The 18,434-nt window shown below is 62.4% G+C and carries 12 protein-coding genes; 4 read left to right on the top strand and 8 right to left on the bottom strand.

Translation table 11 applies throughout. From position 1 onward, the window contains the following. Positions 1–20: 20 nt before the first annotated feature. Together ACVHNU_RS28175 and ACVHNU_RS28170 are read right to left on the bottom strand one after the other, a co-directional pair. Positions 21–746, bottom strand: a complete 726-nt coding sequence (locus ACVHNU_RS28175) for a hypothetical protein (RefSeq protein WP_473018712.1) — start codon at positions 744–746, stop codon at positions 21–23. A 57-nt stretch (positions 747–803) separates the two neighbouring features. Continuing rightward, positions 804–1,595, bottom strand: coding sequence for a hypothetical protein (locus tag ACVHNU_RS28170; protein ID WP_400496178.1), 792 nt, complete (start codon positions 1,593–1,595; stop codon positions 804–806). Positions 1,596–1,852: 257 nt separating this feature from the next. Here ACVHNU_RS28170 and ACVHNU_RS28165 point away from each other — a divergent pair, with 257 nt between their 5' ends. Beyond that, the gene (locus tag ACVHNU_RS28165; RefSeq protein WP_003221263.1) at positions 1,853–2,449 is read left to right on the top strand and encodes a MarC family protein; all 597 of its coding nucleotides are present in this window, start codon (positions 1,853–1,855) and stop codon (positions 2,447–2,449) included. Between the two features lie 59 nt (positions 2,450–2,508). On the opposite strand, the gene ACVHNU_RS28160 is transcribed toward ACVHNU_RS28165, so the two are convergent. The 6 genes from ACVHNU_RS28160 to ACVHNU_RS28135 all read right to left on the bottom strand — a co-directional run bounded on the left by ACVHNU_RS28160 (position 2,509) and on the right by ACVHNU_RS28135 (position 15,126). Further along, positions 2,509–9,567, bottom strand: coding sequence for a TcdA/TcdB pore-forming domain-containing protein (locus ACVHNU_RS28160; RefSeq protein ID WP_473018711.1), 7,059 nt, complete (start codon positions 9,565–9,567; stop codon positions 2,509–2,511). 406 nt (positions 9,568–9,973) lie between these two features. Further along, the gene (gene cobJ / locus ACVHNU_RS28155; protein ID WP_473018710.1) at positions 9,974–11,674 is read right to left on the bottom strand and encodes a precorrin-3B C(17)-methyltransferase; all 1,701 of its coding nucleotides are present in this window, start codon (positions 11,672–11,674) and stop codon (positions 9,974–9,976) included. After that, on the bottom strand, positions 11,674–12,408 hold the full coding sequence (locus ACVHNU_RS28150; RefSeq protein ID WP_408980417.1) for a precorrin-2 C(20)-methyltransferase: 735 nt from the start codon (positions 12,406–12,408) through the stop codon (positions 11,674–11,676). Before ACVHNU_RS28150 ends, cobJ begins: the two co-directional genes overlap by 1 nt. After that, entirely contained in the window at positions 12,405–13,031 is a 627-nt protein-coding gene (locus ACVHNU_RS28145) for a precorrin-8X methylmutase (protein ID WP_003221256.1), read from the bottom strand. The genes ACVHNU_RS28150 and ACVHNU_RS28145 overlap by 4 nt, the downstream gene beginning before the upstream one ends. Beyond that, positions 13,024–14,322, bottom strand: a complete 1,299-nt coding sequence (cobG, locus tag ACVHNU_RS28140; RefSeq protein WP_473018709.1) for a precorrin-3B synthase — start codon at positions 14,320–14,322, stop codon at positions 13,024–13,026. Before cobG ends, ACVHNU_RS28145 begins: the two co-directional genes overlap by 8 nt. Before the next feature lie 147 nt (positions 14,323–14,469). Further along, positions 14,470–15,126 carry a hypothetical protein gene (locus tag ACVHNU_RS28135; RefSeq protein WP_473018708.1) on the bottom strand — a complete coding sequence of 219 codons (657 nt, stop codon included), beginning with the start codon at positions 15,124–15,126 and terminating at the stop codon, positions 14,470–14,472. Between the two features lie 234 nt (positions 15,127–15,360). Here ACVHNU_RS28135 and cbiE point away from each other — a divergent pair, with 234 nt between their 5' ends. Genes cbiE through ACVHNU_RS28120 form a run of 3 tightly spaced genes read left to right on the top strand, consistent with a single transcriptional unit; the run spans position 15,361 to position 18,387 of the window. Next, positions 15,361–16,572 carry a precorrin-6y C5,15-methyltransferase (decarboxylating) subunit CbiE gene (gene cbiE, locus ACVHNU_RS28130; protein ID WP_473018707.1) on the top strand — a complete coding sequence of 404 codons (1,212 nt, stop codon included), beginning with the start codon at positions 15,361–15,363 and terminating at the stop codon, positions 16,570–16,572. Continuing rightward, the gene (locus ACVHNU_RS28125; RefSeq protein WP_473018706.1) at positions 16,565–17,662 is read left to right on the top strand and encodes a cobalt-precorrin-5B (C(1))-methyltransferase; all 1,098 of its coding nucleotides are present in this window, start codon (positions 16,565–16,567) and stop codon (positions 17,660–17,662) included. The genes cbiE and ACVHNU_RS28125 overlap by 8 nt, the downstream gene beginning before the upstream one ends. Next, positions 17,659–18,387, top strand: coding sequence for a cobalt-precorrin-6A reductase (locus tag ACVHNU_RS28120; RefSeq protein WP_473018705.1), 729 nt, complete (start codon positions 17,659–17,661; stop codon positions 18,385–18,387). The genes ACVHNU_RS28125 and ACVHNU_RS28120 overlap by 4 nt, the downstream gene beginning before the upstream one ends. The last annotated feature ends 47 nt before the right edge of the window (positions 18,388–18,434 follow it).

The following is an 18,434-nucleotide window of genomic DNA, read 5'->3' as shown; positions in this document are numbered from 1 at the left end:
CAGGCCTGCCCGGTTGCGCCTCAATCGGCTGCGCAAAGCTGTCTGACTGCCCCTTCATCGGGCAACGTCAACCGCACAACGTTGTCCTTCAACCTGTCCCTGATTTTCAGGGCAACGGCGGCGCGTGCCGGAGCATAGAGGGTCTCAGACAAGTAGGCGCCGGCGTAACGCATGCACACGTCGCCGCGCACATCCTCGGCCTGAAACAGCTCGGCCAGGGGGTTGCCGCCAAGCACCCGATCAGTCGCAAGCTCAAGATAGACACTGGTCAAGGAGGTCGGCGTATTCGCGACGACCACCAGCAGGCGCACAGCCGTGGCGGACGCAAACCCATCTCCGGACTCGGACGCCAGGATGCTCTTCTGGATGTGTCTGCGCAGCAAACCCATGGCCGGCTCGGTGCCGGACAGGCCTGCCAGACGTCGCAGCGCTACAGATGCAGCGCCACTGTTATCCACAGCGTCGCTGAACATCGCGGTGAGGACCCAATCACCAAGCGACTCGACGTTATCCTTTTCGATGGACCATTGCCGTCGAGCTCTGGAGTGGCGCAGCCAATAGTTATCCAGCAACTGCACATACGCGCCATACCAGTCGATCTCCGCCGTCTTTTCGATTTTTTTATTGGCCGCCAATTGCGCCAGCAACAGGCACTCGATCAAATCGTCATAGTGTGCCAACTTATCCGTTACCGGAACCAGCACAACGGCGCCGCCAACAATCAATACTGAATATTCGTCATTCATATCATTGCTCCCGATAACAAAAAAGGCAGCCGAAACCGGCTGCCTTTTTTTGATCAATCAAATTTCAATATCGACAATCTTTTCACTGTGAACGATGAGTTTATTGTTAATGGCTTCACGAACCGAGTCCGCTTTTAATGTGTTTTTGACAAATACCGTTTCGCCTCGATACAGGTTTACATTACGCACATCGACATCGACGAACAGCACTTTGGTAGAGGTATTCCTGCGCTGGAAACGCACGGTGCCGAGGGCCATGATCGATTCACCATCGACTTCAACACATGCACCTGCGGAGATTCCGCCGACACCGTGTTGCAGCAGATTGCGCTCATAAGCCGTCAGTGCGGCAGTATCACGCTTCTGCAGGGCAGAGATCGCATCTCCCGCCACCTTGAGCATCAATGCACTGGCCGGGCCTGGCAGCGCAGCGCCGGCAACCACGGAACCGAGGATTTCCAGTACCAGTTTGTCCATACGCACGCTGGTGCCCTCGACATCCAGGTTGCTGTAATACTTTCTGACAGGTGTCCAGCCTGCCTGGGTCATCACCTCGCGAAAGCGCAGATACCACTCTTTACCCTGCTCTTCGGCCGGATACTGTTTGTTTGCTGCGAGCGTCGCGAAGAGGAAAGCGTTTGCCGCATCACGTTGGTTTTGGAGACTCATCTTGCCCACAAAGCCCATCGTGCCCTCACCTACAACAGCCCCCTTGGACGGTGCTTCTACGTCGTCCCCTATACCCATCAGGGCGTGAGGACGAATAACCAACTGGTCGTCGATCTCACACTCTTCAATCGCTTTAACACAAGAAGCAATATAACTTTCGCGAACAGCTTGATTATGCACAATAAAATCCTTATTAATTATCAGACAAGTTCCTCTTGAACTTGCGACCAAACAATAACCAAACAAACATACAACCACAAACCCGAATCTGTAACATCATATCCAAACAACAAAAACAACTAACAAAAAAGAACAACACAACGATCAAAATAAAGTCCGGAAAAAATGAACTGCCGTGCGCAGCATCTTCTGCGCACACAAGCAACTAAGCGACTGATAGACTCGCTGCCACCCCTCTCCGGATGCGAGCCGCCCTCATGCTCCACGTGTTATTCAGCGTTTACCTGAAGATGCTGGTGCTCTACAGCCCGTTCTTCGTGTTGTCCTGCTTCATCAGCCTGACCCGTGGCTACTCGCGCAAGGAACAGCGGCGCCTGGCCTGGAAAGTGGCGATTGCCACGCTGGTCTCCAGCGTCCTGCTGTATCTGTTCGGACGGGTGATTTTCGACGTGTTCGGGATCACTGCGGACGCGTTCCGCATCGGTGCCGGCAGCGTGCTGTTCATCTCGGCGCTGGGCATGGCTCAGGGCAAACCGGTGGTGCAAAGTGACAACGTGCAGCAGGATGTGACCATCGTCCCGCTGACCATTCCGTTGACGGTCGGCCCGGGCACCATCGGCGCCCTGCTGGTGATGGGCGTCAGCCAGCCGCACTGGGACGACAAACTGACCGCGATCATGAGTATTACCCTGGCCAGCTTCACCGTCGGGGTAGTGCTGTACCTGTCCAATCACATCGAACGCATCCTCGGCGATCAAGGCTTGCAGATCGTCAGCCGCCTGATGGGACTGTTCGTCTGTGCGCTGGCGGCGCAGATCATCTTCACCGGGGTAAAGGGTTACCTGGTTTCCTGAAGATCGGTAAAAAGGCCTGCGCAGTGAGCTGCGCAGGCCTTTTCAGTTACAGCGGTGCGTCACGCCGGCACGGCGTCGAGCAATCGTTCAAGCGTGACACTGCCGTCGGCGTCTGCGTGGTCACGCAGCCACTGCACCAGGCTCGACACCGGATAGGAGCGACCGCCCTCGAATCCGATGAACACCTCGCCACGCATCGCCGGATCACTCGAACACACATCACGCAGGATCAGGCTGTGCTGGCGGTCCGGGTCGACGATGAGCAAATGCTCCCCGACCTGCGACAGTTGCAGTTGCTGCGGCACATCCAGCTGCCAGATCAGCTTGCCGGGAATCGCCGGCACCTCGCCCAGACGGTGGCGGCAATCGACGATCACCGAATCCAGACGCAACCAGCAGGCCTTCGACAGGTGACAGGTCACATCACCCTGCCCCAAGCGCAGAACCAGACAGCGCACGTCATCGGCAATCAGCGGCAACAGGTCCTCGAGCTTGTTCTGCGCCTCGACCACCAGGACCTCGGCGTCACGCTGCACATACTCGAAAGGGCCGATACTCTGGTGGCCGGGGTAGACAACCACCCGCTGCGCCTGGCGCTCGTGCAACAACACATTGCGGTGGCGAGTGCCGAGCAATTCGCAATCCTGTGGCAGATTCTGGTCCGCCACGCGGATCAACCGCGCATTCGCCACGTCGTACCATTGCAGGCTGCCGGAGCCGGATTCCACGGCGATGAACGGCTCATGTTCGGCGGTCTCGAGCAAGGCCTGCAGTGCAGCCAGCCATTGTTCGCCGTGCTCGCGGACCCAGCGCTGTTCGACGCCAATGATTCGCTCCGCTTCCTCAGACCGCAACAGGAGTGACACGCCGTTGACCGTTGTCCCGCGCAGCCCGCCGCCATCACCGGTCACACGGCTGAATCGCCAGTCGTCCCACTCGGCCTGCGGCGCCGGCAGCAGGTCGGCCGACAACAGTTGTGCGCCGCTGCCGAAGGCCTGCTCAAGCAGCAGATGGTCAAAGAACACCTGCCTGCAGATCGCGCCGCTGGCAACGTCGAACAGCCACGCTGCCTGATTGTCCGGGGTGATACCGAGCAGACGCATCTCGCGCTCGTGGCCCGGATCGCACAACAGCAAGCGGTTATCCACCGTCCAGGCACACAGGTTGCGCTCACCGCCGGCATTGCGCACACCGAGAATGGCAAAACTGTTGATCGGATACTGCGTCGCCAGCGCTTGCAGTGCCTGCCACCACTGCGCCCGATCCTTGAGCCAACGCTCAGTAGTGCCCCCAAGCAACGCTTCACCCTGGGCGCTCAGGTTGAAAAACAGCCCGTCGTATGTCAGCGCCAGGTACCCACCCTCAACCGCCACTACGTCCTTGAGCCCGGCGGGCTGCACCCACTGATGCGTCCACTGCGCCGGCCAGCGCTCGCTGCCGGCGGACGTGGTCCGTTGCACCCGGCACAACTTCTGCGCCAGCCGGTCGTAAATGCAAAACAGATCGTGTTCATCGCTGAGGGGCAGGAGCACCAGGTCGCCGAGCTGCCTGATCGAATCGGCCCAGCCCCGGGTGTGCGGATACGGGGCATAGGGATGAATGCACAAGCGGTCACGACTGCGGATCCACACCAGGTCACGCTTGTGCGCATCGAACAGCCAGCAGACGGACACGAAGTCCGCCGGTTGCCAGTCGACCGTGGTGACCCCGGCACGCTCGGGCACCGGCGATAGCACCCCATACTCGCCAAACACCAGCGACCACTGCGCGAGGATCGGCTGAGCAAACACCTGGCGACCCAGCTCCCGGTCCAGCTCGTGGATCACCGCCACCAGCTGCAACCGGCCGTCATGGATCAGGTAATTGAACTGCGTGACTTTCCCGTCAGCGCCGACCCATTGCTGCTCGACATGGATCACGCCTTGGGCATCGGCATCAATGCGTCGCACGTGGCATTCACCGGCCAGCACCAGCAGGCGGTAACGGTATTTGAGCAATCCGCTGACTGCATCGACCTGCCAGATATCGTAGTTCTGCGCTTCGTAGAAATAGGCAAAATCATTCACCACCACCGCCAGCAACGCTTCATCCGCGGCCAGCACCTCTGCGCTGCGGATGTACAGAAAACGATTCTCTGCAGCGTCGTACCAGGCCGTGGTGTAGCGCGGCTGGTCCTCGGGCTCAAACGGAATCGGGAAATGCTGAACCGGCGTGTAGGGCAACCCCAGCCGATGCTCCCGGGCCAGCCCCTGGTAATGCAGAAGCAGCGATTGCTCGTTCTCACCGGAAGGTGCGCTCTGCTCGAGAATATCCAGTCGCCCGCCAGCGCGATTGACCTTGAACCGTTGGCGCCCTGTCAGCTGAAGCATGATCTCGTGGCGCCCCCTGCCGGTGAACGTCACCTTGACGCCGCCGACAGAAAGCCCCCCACCGACTTCGACCCGCACATCCGCCTCGGTCGCCCAGGTTGCCACCAGGCTCCACTGGCACAGCTGCAGGCTGGGCGCCTGCAACTGGATACTGACGCCGCGATTGAGGATCAGCGAGCACGCAGCGCCCGCCCCTTCAATCCGGTAAGTCAGGAGATCGTGCCAGGCTGTCGGGACCATCGGCACTGCCAGCGCACGCTCGCGGGCGTCCAGTTGCACCTCGATCACCGTTGGCCGATACGACGGTGCCAGGCGATTCACGATGTAGTGCGTGGGAAAGGAGTAGAACGAAAAGAGGAATTTCCACTGGCCGTCCTTATCCTTTTTTTCCAGCCTGCGAGCGGTATCGAAGCCCGTGTCGTGGCGCAGACTGGAGAACGGCAAGGCCTTGTATTCGTAGCCGTAGAACGTGATCGGCGTACACGGCAGGACGACCAGTTGCCCACCCGGCAGCTCGACATTGAGGTGACCGGGAAGCCCCAGTTCGCGGCGCAGATCGAGCGCCTGTTGCTCATCCGGATTGAAATCCGGCACCCCGAAATGGTCGCGCAACCGATACACCTTCGGGCTGCCGAGCAGCAGGCTGGCGCGGCTGAAATCGAGGCGTTGCACGATCAGCGCAGGGTGCACGACCCAGCCCCCCTGCGCAGCATCATGGCGATATCCAACACCGCGATAGGCCCGCTCCAGATCGTCGAAAAACAGCCCGACGTCCTGCGCCTGTTGCGCAATTCTGGCAAAGCCCTGGGCCAGGGCCGCGACGCCCACGGCCAGTCCACCGAGGATCACCCCGGCACCGCCGAGCACGGCAGCGGCCGTCGCCGCACCCGCAGTGGCCGCACCCAGACCACCAGCGGTCAATGCCAGACTGGCGGAGTCGAACGCCAGTTGCGTGCCAAACTGCGCCCGCTCGAGCTCGTTGTCCGCCGCCGCCAATTGATAGATGTCGAAGCCGACATTCGCCAGCCCCAGCACCGCTCCCACCCCTTCGTTGGCGACATGCCCCAGCGCCTCGCCTACCACCGGTGCGCAGGTGCGGGCGATGACCTTCTCCTCCTTGAGCGCGGTTCTGACCAGAGCGATCAGTCCCGCGACATCCGCGATATTGCCGTGCGCCAGCTGCGCGTAATTGACGTACGCGTGCAGCCGCACGGCAGTGGTCAATGTGCGGCCGTCGCCCTCGCGACCGCGCAAGGCGTTCATCAATGCCTGGATCGTGAAGCCGCTATTGAGGGTGTGCACGGCGCCGGCCTCGATCAACTCCGGCGCGGGCCGGGTGCCGAGGGTCGCGAACTGCTCGGACAGATAGCGCCTGATCCGCAGCAGACGATGATCAGTGCTGACCACCTGCACCACCTCCTCGCTTTGCACCGGGTCGATCAGGTTGATCCGGTATTTGCCATCGGCGGTTATCTCAAGGGTTTCGAACAGCGGCACCAGCGGTTTTGCCAAGCTGTGCAGCGCCTGCAAGGCGTCGGTCGTGTGGGCGATCTGCTGTCCCCACCAATGACTGTCCAGATCGCGCAGACTGCGCCCCAGAGGCGGATTGCTGACCAGCGACTGGCCGCGCGCACTGTTCAGGCGCTGGCGAATCCGTCCACCTGAATGCTCCGGCAGCACACTGTCGGACGCCAGCAATTGCCCGACGCGAAAGCCGGCGGACAGCTGCAGAGCCGAGATTTTTTGCCCGTGCAACTCGATCAGATCAAACGTCGGGCGCGCCTCGTCACCATAGGCCGCATAGTATTTCGCCAGGCCTTGCTTCAGAAACAGGTCGGTCAGCGCCCGCCGGAACAAGGCCGGATCACTGAACTCGAACACGCCGAAGTTGGGATCGTAGAAGTGATAAGTGATGCGTTCGCCGTCGAAGGTTTTCGCCAGCAGCATGGCGTGATTGTCCGAGTTGAGCATCAGCGTGCGCGAGCTGCCGTAGGCTTCAAGGGTGCTGCCGAGCTGCTGCAGATCGACACGTCCCAGAGGCTGGCCGATGTCGTGCAATTGCACGCTTTGCAACTCCTCGAGTGCCTCCAGGAACACCTTCGAATCGCTCTGGTGCGGCTCGACAGTCGCCAGGAAAAAACGCTCGCGCAAGCGCCGCGATGCGGCAACACCGTGCTCCAGCGCAGCACTCATGATCAGCGCAAGCGGATAACAGCGGCCACCGGGATCACCCGGGCCCTTGAGCAACAGATCCTGAGGCACCAGCTTGATGTCGCTGGCCTCGATTTGCCCCAGCACCTGCCCCAATCGCAGGATCACCTGCTCACGATGCTCGCGAGTGGCCACTTCCTGGATATGCCCGACATGCCGCCCCCACTGCAACAGCGTGTGAGCCTGCGACAGCGCCGCGCGCTTCAGCGTCAGCGCGCTGTCCGACGACAGCATCGGCTGATCGACATGGCTGGCCAGACCGGCCATGAACGCCGTCGCCCGCTGTTGATAAAGATGACGCTCGATGGCCGCATAGCGCACCGACGCCCCCACTTCGGCAACACGGTTGGCCAGGTTGTCGAGTTCGGCAGCGACCGCCATGAAACTTTGATTGTCCAGTGAGCCCGCGCCCAACAGTTGCCCCAACAGCACCCGCTGCAAGGCACTGACCTGGAAAAACTGCAGCGAGCCTTCGGCGATACTGCTCAGCAATTCATCCAGCGCCAGCCCCTGAACCCGCTCGTCGCTCAGCGCCACCGGCGCTTGCAGCATTGCAGGCTGCGCCTTGATGGCCTGACGGTCGGCGAAATCGAGCCCCGGGCCCGCAGGAAAATCCAGCGCGCCATTATGGCCTCGGCGCATTGCAGCCACGAACGGTTCACCGAGCCTGTCGATCATCCGTTGCAGAACATCCGTCAACAACACCGGCCGGCCTTCGATGACCGGCCATCCTTCTTCAAACAGCACGCTCTGCTGTTTCAGCAGGGCCGCCACATCACCGTTGTAGCGCGCGCTGTATTGCCCTTGCCGCCAGCGTTGCTGCTCGTCGACAACCCATTGTTCATCGTCGTTGGCGTTGTCTTTCCAGGAGTGATCCTGTTCTTCCTCGGTCTTGTCGTTGATTATCCAGAGTGGCTCGATGGCCGCCTCCAGGCGCAGGGTTTCCGCTTCTCGCGGGACAAAGTGCTGCCGTTCGTAATCGGCCATGCCATCGCGCATCGCCGCCGGGCCGGTCAGATAAATCGTCCCCTCGCTCTGCGGGCGGATGCCGTCACTGAAGTAGCCCGCGATGGCCAGCATCAGAAAGCTGGCCGCCACGTCTTCGGTCATCGACAGTTCGGCCAGAGGGCCAAAGGCCTGCTCGAGCACTTCGCGCGCCAGCCCGGTCATGCCGTCAAAATCGCTCAAGGCGACGCCGCGCTTGGCAGCAAGGCGGGCCGTTGCGTCGATCGACTCATAGTTGAACCGAAACCGCTCGATCACACTGTTGAGCATCGGCGCTTGCGCATGGGCCGTCAGGAATGAATTGCTCAACGTGTTCTGTACGGCAACGGCTCGCAAGGCCTGTGGCCGCACCAGCAGCTGCGCCGGGGCCTGGAACACTTCGTTCAGCGCGGGCTGTTGCCGGGCAAAGGCCTCAAGCGCGGGGCGATGCTCGGCGGGTAGGCGGTCCAGGTAGTCGGTGTAGGTGTCACGCCGGGTCTGCCGTCCAGGCATCCAGTGCGGGTTGTGATCAAGCAACAGTTGCAGGACGCCCAGACGCGCATCGCCGCCGAACCCACTGATGTCAACGCCCCCCAGGCGCCGGGCCAGCGGCGGCAGATTATCGACATCGGCATAGGCGCCGCCCTCGTTATACAAGGCCTCGACCCGCACCACATCAGAGGCGGCGGCCAGATTGCCGCGCAACCGGGTCTCGCGCTCGTAGATCGTCTGCAATTGCAGTGGCGTGTCGAGGTCATGCAGGTCGCGCAACTGCAGATCGCCGCCCGCGAGATCCAGCAGACTGCGACGGTTTTGTTCGATCCGCGTCTCCAGATCTGCGGCGTCCTGGCCGTAGGCCCGGGCCAACAGGTCGACCCGCGCTTCATCCGCTGACAGCCCCTGCTCCAGCGCGGCCTGGATGTGCATGAACATCTGTTGCTTGAGAACGATCACGCGTTCTTCGTACAACGTGCCCAGAGCCGATGCGGAAATGCTGTGGTCGCCACCCTGTTGCATGGCGTCAGCCTTGGCGGCCTCAACGATCAATCTGTCGGTTTGCCAGGCCAGCAACGCGTCACTGTCGTACCACAGATGCAGGCGATAGCCCTGCCCGCTCAAGACCTGTTTCCATACGTTGAGATAATCCCGCTGTATCGGGCCCAGCCCCCCGCCGAGCCAGACAAAGTGCAGATTTTTCGGTACCTCAGTGGCCACGCTCCTGGCATAGGACTGGCTGTTTTGCAGGCGGGTTTCGAAGGCCTCGATGCGGCTGTAGATCTGCGATAAGTCTTGGGGTCGTGCTGGCGCGTCGTCGGCATCGCGGCGCACGCGCGACAGGCCGAGCAACTGCCCCAGCGATTGTTTGAGCAATGCCAGGGGTTCGATCAATCGGGGCGAATCGAGCAGACCAATGCATGCAAAGTAATAACGCCAGACTGACTGCCAGGCGTCACTGTCGCGGTGCGCCAACAGGGCCTGTTCCAGATCCGCCTGTTTGAACAGGTTGATGAAATTCACATAACCACTGGCGTCTTGAAGTCTCTGATCCTGCATGAAAGTTTCTCCTTTGCCCTGAGCCGACATGTGTGCCTGCTGGCACTTTCCATGGCCGCCAAACTAACCACTGGCGAATCAGGGCTCAAACTGCAAAACATTCAATACATGTCAAAACAGACAACTAAAAAACAACTGGCAACACCTGTAACAGCAACAAGTTATTGCTGGTAACCCCGTTATGAATCAACGCAACTTAACAAGTCCCGTCATTACCTCGGTTTAAACTTTGGTACAGGTCTTAGAGGATTCAGGATAAGTCGGACAGAATGTAAGCAACAGGAAAGCTCTCACGTAGACGCGGAGCAAATCGTACAAGTCAGGTTGAAAAGTCAGACGCGGAGCATTTCACAGAATCCACGCGGGACAGCGGCTATGGCGAGGGAGCACGCTCCCTCGCCAGCACTCACGATTGCGGCTTTTCGCCGTACCAACGCGGCGTGTAGACCCACTCGCCACCGTCCGCTTTGGCAAAGGTGCAAGTGGTCGAGGAACCGATCAGCACCATGGTGCGCATGTCCACCTGATCGGGGGTCAGTTGCCCCAGCGTGGTCACGCGCAGGGTTTGCCCCGGCCGGCCAATGTCGCGCCCCAACACCACTGGCGTCGCCGCGCTGCGATGCTGCGCGACGATTTCCAGGGCCCGGCCCAGTTGCCACGGACGCGCCCGGGAGATCGGGTTGTAGAAGGCCAGGGCCAGATCGGCTGCGGACGCCAGATCCAGACGCTTCTCGATGATCGACCACGGCTTGAGGTTGTCCGACAGCGACATCACGCAGAAGTCATGCCCCAGCGGCGCACCCGCTTGCGCAGCTGTGGCGAGCGAGGCGGACACCCCCGGCAGGATTTCCAGTTCGACGCTGTGCCAGGCCGGATCGCTCGACTCGTGCAACGCTTCGAGCACCGCCGCGGCCATGGCGAATACGCCGGGGTCACCGGACGAGACCACAATCACCGAACGGCCCTCGGCTGCCAGCCGGAAGGCGTGGCGGGCGCGCTGCATTTCTTCGCGGTTGTCGGTGCAGTGCTGCACCTGATCATCGCGAAACGGGCCGGCCATGCGCACATAGGTTTCGTAACCGAGCACATCGGTGGCCCGCGCCAGTTCCGCCTTGACCGCAGGCACCATCAATTCGGCAGCGCCGGGGCCGAGGCCGATCACCGCCAGGCGCCCACGCTGACGACCGATCTGTGCGACGTCCAGCGGTTGCTCGGCGAGGGCAATCGCCAGGCCGTTGGCACTGCTGATCGTGGCCTGTGGCAGTGCCTGACGGGCGAGCTCGCCGAGATCTTTTTGCGCCGCGACAAAGCGCAGCGGCACACCCAGTTCGAGGGCCGCTTCACGCAGTCTGGCCGAGGCCATTTCAGTGTCAGCCGCCAGCAGACAGGCCAGCGACTGCTGCGCAACCCCGGCCTGCTGCAACGCGGCACGCACGGCATTCGGCAGATCGTCTAGCTGCGCGCTCACGGCCACCGCCACGCTGCGCGGATAGATCAGCAACTCGTTGGCGCTCGCGACACGCTCGGCACTGCCGACATGAATCGAGCGCTGCGCCTGCGGGTCTTGCGGCAGCTGCGCCTGATCCAGCCACGGCGCCGCACCTTCGATACGCACGCTGTGCCCGGCCAGCAGATCGGAAACGAAACGCTTGCCCAGTTCCAGATCCGCCAGCGCATACCCGCTGGGTGGATTGAGCAGGCAAGTGCCAAAACGCAATTCGCCACTGGTGGTGATCGCCGCTGCGACCTGCAATGCGGCGCCGATTTCACGGGCCATGACATTCACCCCGCCGAGGCCGCCGAGGAGCGGCACCACGGCGCTGCCATCTTCGGCCACGGCGAGTACCGCCGGTTCAGCGCCCTTCTCCAGCAGCAACGGCGCCAGGGTGCGAATGACAATGCCGGCAGCGCACAAGGCAATGATCGGCGTGTCCTGCTGGTACAACTCACGCAGGGTCGCGCCGAATTCCTGATAGCTGCAGTCGGCGCCGTCGACGCGTCCGGCGAGGCCGTGGATCTGCGCCGTCGGATACAGCTGCTGGATCCGTCGCGCGGTGGCGAGTGCGCCCTGTCCGAGGATGACAATGGCCGGTGTGGATGGCGTCATCAACCTTGCCACCGTTCGCCCGGGACGATGATCAGCGAGAAGTACGGCGAGGACATCGGCTCGACCTGATCCAGCGGCACGATTTTCTGATTGGCCATGGTCGCGCGTTCGACGTACAGCGCCCGCTCGGCCAGACCGAGTTCTTCGAGTACCGCACGAACTTTGGGAAAGTTGCGCCCCAGCTTCATGATCACCGCCGCATCGGCGTCGGCCAGACGTCGCTTCAGATCCTCATGCGGCAACACGCCGGAGAGCACCGACAGGCTCTGGTTGCGATACACCAGCGGCGCGCCGAGCACCGAGGCGCCGCCGAGCATCGAGCATACGCCCGGCACCACTTCGGCGTCGTAGCGCGTGGACAACCGATCATGCAGATACATGTAGGAACCGTAGAAGAACGGGTCGCCTTCACAGATCACCGCGACGTCACGCCCGGCGTCCAGATGCGCCGCGACTTCTTCGGCGGCGTCATCGTAGAAGTCGCTGATCACTTGTTCATAAGACAGCGGCGCCGGCAGCACTTCGGTGGTCACCGGGTACACCAGCGGCAGCAGATTCTGCGCGTCCTGCAGGTGCGCTTCGATGATGCCGAACGCATTGCCCTTCTTGCCCTTGGCGACGAAGTACGCCACCACCGGCGATTCGCGCAGCAGGCGCAGGGCTTTGACGGTAATCAGTTCCGGATCACCGGGGCCCACACCGAGGCCGATCAGACGTCCTTTGGCCTGCATCATTCGATCTCCGTGGCGAGGGCATTCACCGCTGCGGCGGCCATGGCGCTGCCGCCGAGCCGGCCCTGCATGATCACGAACGGTACGCCACGACTGTCCGCTGCCAGCGCCGCTTTCGATTCGGCGGCGCCGACGAAGCCCACCGGGAAGCCAAGGATCAGTGCCGGTTTCGGTGCGCCGGCATCGAGCATTTCCAGCAGATAGAACAGTGCGGTCGGCGCGTTGCCGATCACCACCACGCTGCCTTCCAGGTGCGGACGCCACAGCTCCAGCGCCGCCGCCGAACGGGTGTTGCCCAACTCGCGGGCCAGCTCCGGCACGCTGTCGTCGCGCAGGGTGCAGATCACTGGGTTGTTCGCCGGCAAACGCGCACGGGTCACGCCTTCGGACACCATCCGCGCATCACAGAGAATCGGCGCACCCGCCGCCAGCGCATCGCGTCCGGCCTTGCCGGCGCCCTCGGAGAACTGCAGACCATCGACTGCCTCGACCATGCCGCAGGCGTGGATCACCCGCACCGCTAGTTTTTCCAGATCGGCCGGGATGCGCGCCAGATTGGCCTCGCTGCGAATGATCGCGAAGGAGTTGCGATAGATCTCCTGACCGTCGCGGATGTAATCAAGCATCAAGGGGGCTCCATGAGCGGGCGTCGAGCAGGATCGCGGCCGCTTCAATAGTAAGGTTGCGTGCGTGCAGCGTGCCGAAACCCGGCAGCGTTGCATCGCGAAAATAGAGGTCATAGTGACCGGGGCTGACCGCCAGCAAAGTTGCCGGTGTGCGATGGGCCGCGGCGCAAGAACGCGGGCAACCGGACAGGTGCACGTGCTGCGCCTGTGGCAACAACGTCGCCAGCCGCCGCGCGTCGTGTTTGGTATCGGCCAGGCCTTTGCCGCAGCCGCTGGAGCCAGTGCAGGCGATCAGCCGGGACAACGGCTCGCCGGCATCCGTCAGCCAGTGCATCTGCGCCAGGTGTTGCAGGACTTGCGCAGCGTCGGTGGACTTCACGTTCGGCAACAGCAGACTTTGCCAGGGGGTGAAACGCAGGCTGCCATCGCCGAACTCTCGGGCCAGTCGGGCCGCACCACGCAGCATGGCCGGATCGAGACGACCGAGCGCCGGCACCGCACCGACATACACCCGGTCGTCAGCGTTTTGCGCGTGCATACCGATGTGCAGCGCATCCGCCAGCGGCGTGCGCTGTCGGGCAATGGCGGCTCTGATCGCCACGCGTTCGCGCAACTGTTCGAGAAAGGCCAGCATCGGCCATTCATCGAGCAAGTGGCGCATGCGGGTCTGCTCCGGCCGAGCCAGCTCAAGGAACAATTCCAGCACCGCGACCACCAGCGCATGGCCGTTTTCCACGGTCACGGCGCCGATCGCACGATCTGTCGGGCAGCCAGCCAGACCGAACGCCAGGAGTATTTCACCGTCACGTTCGAACGCCGACAGCCACAGATCATGCGGATGTTCGAGCATCGCCAATGCCTCTCCGCCGTCCAGTTGCACGGCAAACTTGGCGCTCAACTCGTGAAAACGGGGATGCGTTTGCAGGGTCGCCAGAATCTGCTCCGCCAGTGGCCGAGTGTCGAATTGCAGTTGCCGATCGATGCCGGCACTCGGGCTGAGCATCAGGTTGCGCACATCGTCGCCCGCGGCGGTTTGCGGCCCCAGGCCGGCGGTCAGCAAGCTTTCGATCAATGCCGCGGACTGCTCGCCAATGCCGCGAATCTGCAGATTGGCGCGGTTGGTCGCCTCGATCGCGCCACTGGCGAAACGCTCGGCGGCATCGGCCACCGCGTCAGCCTGATCGGCACTGATCGAGCCGCCATTGAGCTTGATCCGGCAGATGCCGCCGTCCAGCGCCTGGACAATACGCAGCAACCCCGGGCAAGCCGAGGGGCGTAAAGCGGTGGACATAGGGCGTTCGTTCAAGGGATGACCGGCTGGCTGGCAGCGCTGTGGTGGGCGAAAGGTCGCCATTATGCCTGCTTTGCCCAAGCGCATGAAAATGCCTGCCGGTCGGAAACTGCAGCCAGGCTGCAAATCTCACCGCCTGGCGCTGCCTCAGAGCTCGTATTCCTCAAATCTGGACGCACTCTTGCGAATGGCTTGCTCCACGCTTGCCCGTCTGGCATCCATCGCCCGGCGCGTGATCACCAGTTTTCTGGCGCGGATGTCCAGTTGCGACATCGGCTGATGAACCTGCCAGAACAGATAGTTGGTACTCAATACCAACTTGATAAAGCGAATATGGCTGAGCACCACGACCAGTTCGCCGCTGGCGTTCTGGCTGACCGGCAAAATATGCGAGGTGAAGGTTTTGCCACTCAGGGCGGTAAACCTTTGTAGCAGCGCTGCATCTTTTTCCAGCGCCTTCAGCCCTGCTTCAACCTGCTCTAATTGAGAGCGCGCGAGCAAGGGTGCTGCCAACCGCCGCCATGCCTCCTGCACACTTCCCGAAAACTCCGTCCGGACCAGCACCGCCGGTTGCTCCTCAGGAACCCAGTCGTACGACCAGAGGACCCCGGCAAAATAATCGAACCACTGCGCCGGCTGAGTGTTGCTGTTATAAACACTGTCCGCCTTGATCTGCGCGAGATAAATGCAGTTCTTCACAAAGTTGTTATCGGCCTCGGCCCGACCTTCCAGGCCGGTGAATAACATATTGTTAACGGCCATTGCATTATTCTGATTTGAACGTGTACTGGAACTGATATCCATATCATCTCCTGCCAACTTGGCATTGATTTAAAGTTATAGGTTTTATGGCGCCAGACTTACTCACAAATGCTGACTTGAACCAAACTAACAAAAACACTCGTTGAAAAAAGTACTTTTGCTCAACATCAAGTTTCCGTGCCGCTGTCAACGCGCCGCGACGACAGACCCGCGTCAGATGCCGGCAGCCGCGTTATCATGCCGCCCTTGAAGATCTACCCTGAATTAAGGAACGGCATGGCACCCTGGCTGACGGTTGTGGGAATCGGTGAAGACGGCTTCAAGGGCCTGGGCAAAAACGCCCGGCGCGCCCTGCTGGCTGCTTCGCGGATCATCGGCGGCCAGCGGCAACTGGACTTGCTGCCGGTGTGCATACGCGGCGAACGCGAACTGTGGCCGAGCCCGTTTTCCCTCGCGCCGGTACTGGAGCAGCGCGGCGCAGCCGTGTGCGTGCTGGCCAGCGGTGATCCGATGTTCTATGGCGTCGGCGCCAGCCTTGCGCGCCACGTGCCGAGCGCCGAGATGCTGATCCTGCCAGCGCCATCTTCCTGTTCGCTGGCCGCCGCCCGCCTCGGCTGGCCGCTGCAGGATGTCGTGACACTGTCGCTGGTCGCACGGCCGCTGGCAGCACTCAATGCGCACCTGTTCAGCGGGGTGCGCCTGTTGTTGCTGAGCAATGACCGACAAAGTCCGGCGGCAGTCGCGGCGCTGCTGCGTGAGCGCGGTTTTGGTGGCAGTCGCCTGAGCGTTCTGGAGCACTTGGGCGGCGACGCCGAGCGGCGCATCGACGGTACTGCCAATGACTGGAATGAGCCAACGATTGCCGATCTGAATGTGATCGCCATCGAATGCCTGGCCGATGCGCATGCACCGCGTCTGTCGCGTCTGGCCGGACTGCCCGACTCGGCATTCCAGCACGACGGCCAACTGACCAAACGCGATGTACGCGCCATCACCCTCGCCCGCCTCGCGCCAATCCCCGGCGAACTGCTGTGGGATGTCGGTGGCGGATGCGGCTCGATCGGCATCGAATGGATGCGCGCGCACCCCAACTGTCGCGCCATCGCCATCGAGGCGGACGCAGGCAGACAGGCCTTGATCGAACACAACCGCGACGCGCTGGGCGTACCCGGTCTGCAATTGGTGCGTGGCCGTGCGCCGCAGGCACTTGCCGGGCTGGAGCGACCCGACGCGATCTTCATCGGCGGCGGCGTGACCCGTGAAGGCGTGTTTGAAACCTGCTGGGATCAACTCAAGCCCGGTGGCCGACTGGTGGCCAACGCCGTGACCCTGCAAAGCGAAGTCACCCTGATGAACTGGCGCGAACGCCACGGCGGCGAACTGACCCGTATCCATGTCGCCCAGGCGCAACCGCTAGGCGAGTTCGACACCTGGCGTCAGGCGCTGCCGATCACCCTGCTGGATCTGGTCAAACCCCTCGATGCGTGACGAAACCGCCGAACAACCCGCGCCCCTGCGTAGCGGCCTGACCACCGGCAGCTGCGCCACCGCCACCAGCCTCGCTGCGGCACGCCTGCTGCTTGGCGGCACGTCGGCGGATGCAGTGCAGATCGTTTTGCCCAAAGGCAAGCAAGTGCAGTTGCGCCTGGAGTTCTGCCGCTTGACCGCCGACGGCGCCGAGGCCGGAACGATCAAGGACGCGGGCGACGACCCGGACGTAACGCACGGTGCGCTGCTCTATTCGCACGTGCGGCTGCTGGCCGAGCCGGGGATTCGCTTCATCGCGGGCGCAGGCGTCGGCACCGTGACCCGGCCGGGATTGGTGCTCGGGGTCGGTGAGCCGGCGATCAATCCGGTGCCGCGCAAGATGATCAGCGATCACCTGAGCCTGCTCGCCGCCGAAAGCGGTTATGCCGGCGGTTTCGAGATCACCGTCAATGTCGAGGGCGGCGAGGCGCTGGCGCTGAAAACCATGAACCCGCGCCTGGGCATTCTTGGCGGCCTGTCGATCCTCGGCACCAGCGGCATCGTCCGGCCGTTTTCCTGCGCGGCGTACATCGCCTCGATCCATCAGGGCATCGACGTGGCGAAAACCAACGGCTATCTGCACATTGCCGCGTGCACCGGCAACGCCAGCGAAGACACCATGCGCCGGGTCTACGACCTGCCGGAAATCGCCCTGATCGAAATGGGCGACTTTGTCGGCGCGGTGCTCAAGCATCTGCGCAAAGTGCCGGTGGATAAACTCAGCCTGTGCGGCGGCTTCGGCAAGATCAGTAAACTGGCGGCCGGGCACATGGATCTGCACTCGCGGCATTCGAGTATCGACCTGCCGCAACTGGCTGAATGGGCGGCGGCGATTGGCGCTGATCAGGCGTTGCAGCAGAGCATTCGTGAAGCGAACACCAGTCAGCAGGCCTTGGCGATGGCCAGCGCGGCGGGCATTGCCCTCGGCGATGAGGTCTGTCGCCACGCGCTGAATTTCGCCCGCAGCGTGGTCCCGGCGCAGGTGCAGGTCGAGGTGTTTGCGATTGATCGGCAGGGCGGCATCGTCGGCCATGCCGGAGGTTTTGCATGAAACGTATTCTGTTGCTCGGTGGCGTCACCGAAGCGCTGGCCATCGCCCGCACGCTGGGGCCAGAACACATTTACAGCCTGGCGGGCGTGGGCCGGGTGCCGACTGATCTGAGCTGCCAGGTGCGGGTCGGCGGCTACGGCGGGGCCGAAGGTCTGGCGCAGTTCATTGGCGCTGAAGGCATCGACCTGCTGCTCGACGCCACTCACCCCTACGCCGCACAAATCAGCCACAACTCCGCCCGCGCCGCGCAACTGTCCGGCATCCCCTGCTGGGCCTTGCGCCGCCCCGCGTGGCAGGCACAGGCCGGCGACGACTGGCGCGAGGTCAGCGACTGGGCCGAACTGAGCGAAGCCCTCAAACCGTTCCGCCGCCCGCTGTTCACCCTCGGCCGCGAACCGCTGCAACACCTCGACGAAATCCCCGCCAACCAGTTCTGGACCCTGCGCGCCCTCGACGTCTACCCCGGTAACGAACGCTGCGAAGTCATCGGCGCCCGTGGGCCATTTCTGCTTGAGGAGGAACGCGCGCTGTTCGAACGCCGGCAAATCGATGTGCTGATCAGCAAGAACAGCGGCAGCACCGCGACCGAGCCGAAACTGGAAGTGGCGCGGGAGTTGGGAGTGCCGGTGATGGTGCTGAAGCGGCCGGTGTTGCCGGGGGTTGATCGGGAGTTTGTGACGACGGCTGAAGTCCTCGCTGCCCTTGCCGCCTTCACCCGGCTTTAACCAAGCGCAGATCTCGAGTACGCCTTCGCGGGCAAGCCCGCTCCCAC

This window comes from Pseudomonas sp. Ors-4-3C (assembly GCF_055755035.1).
This window is presented reverse-complemented; position numbering and strand designations above follow the sequence as displayed.

Excerpts from the sequence above, each read along its gene's own strand:
- ACVHNU_RS28175 (WP_473018712.1), bottom strand. The coding sequence starts at position 746 with ATGAATGACGAATATTCAGTATTGATTGTTGGCGGCGCCGTTGTGCTG.
- ACVHNU_RS28150 (WP_408980417.1), bottom strand. The coding sequence starts at position 12,408 with ATGATGCAGGCCAAAGGACGTCTGATCGGCCTCGGTGTGGGCCCCGGT.
- cobG (WP_473018709.1), bottom strand. The coding sequence starts at position 14,322 with ATGTCCACCGCTTTACGCCCCTCGGCTTGCCCGGGGTTGCTGCGTATT.
- ACVHNU_RS28120 (WP_473018705.1), top strand. The coding sequence starts at position 17,659 with ATGAAACGTATTCTGTTGCTCGGTGGCGTCACCGAAGCGCTGGCCATC.
- ACVHNU_RS28160 (WP_473018711.1), bottom strand. The coding sequence starts at position 9,567 with ATGCAGGATCAGAGACTTCAAGACGCCAGTGGTTATGTGAATTTCATC.
- ACVHNU_RS28145 (WP_003221256.1), bottom strand. The coding sequence starts at position 13,031 with ATGCTTGATTACATCCGCGACGGTCAGGAGATCTATCGCAACTCCTTC.
- ACVHNU_RS28165 (WP_003221263.1), top strand. The coding sequence starts at position 1,853 with ATGCTCCACGTGTTATTCAGCGTTTACCTGAAGATGCTGGTGCTCTAC.
- cbiE (WP_473018707.1), top strand. The coding sequence starts at position 15,361 with ATGGCACCCTGGCTGACGGTTGTGGGAATCGGTGAAGACGGCTTCAAG.
- ACVHNU_RS28135 (WP_473018708.1), bottom strand. The coding sequence starts at position 15,126 with ATGGATATCAGTTCCAGTACACGTTCAAATCAGAATAATGCAATGGCC.
- ACVHNU_RS28125 (WP_473018706.1), top strand. The coding sequence starts at position 16,565 with ATGCGTGACGAAACCGCCGAACAACCCGCGCCCCTGCGTAGCGGCCTG.
- cobJ (WP_473018710.1), bottom strand. The coding sequence starts at position 11,674 with ATGACGCCATCCACACCGGCCATTGTCATCCTCGGACAGGGCGCACTC.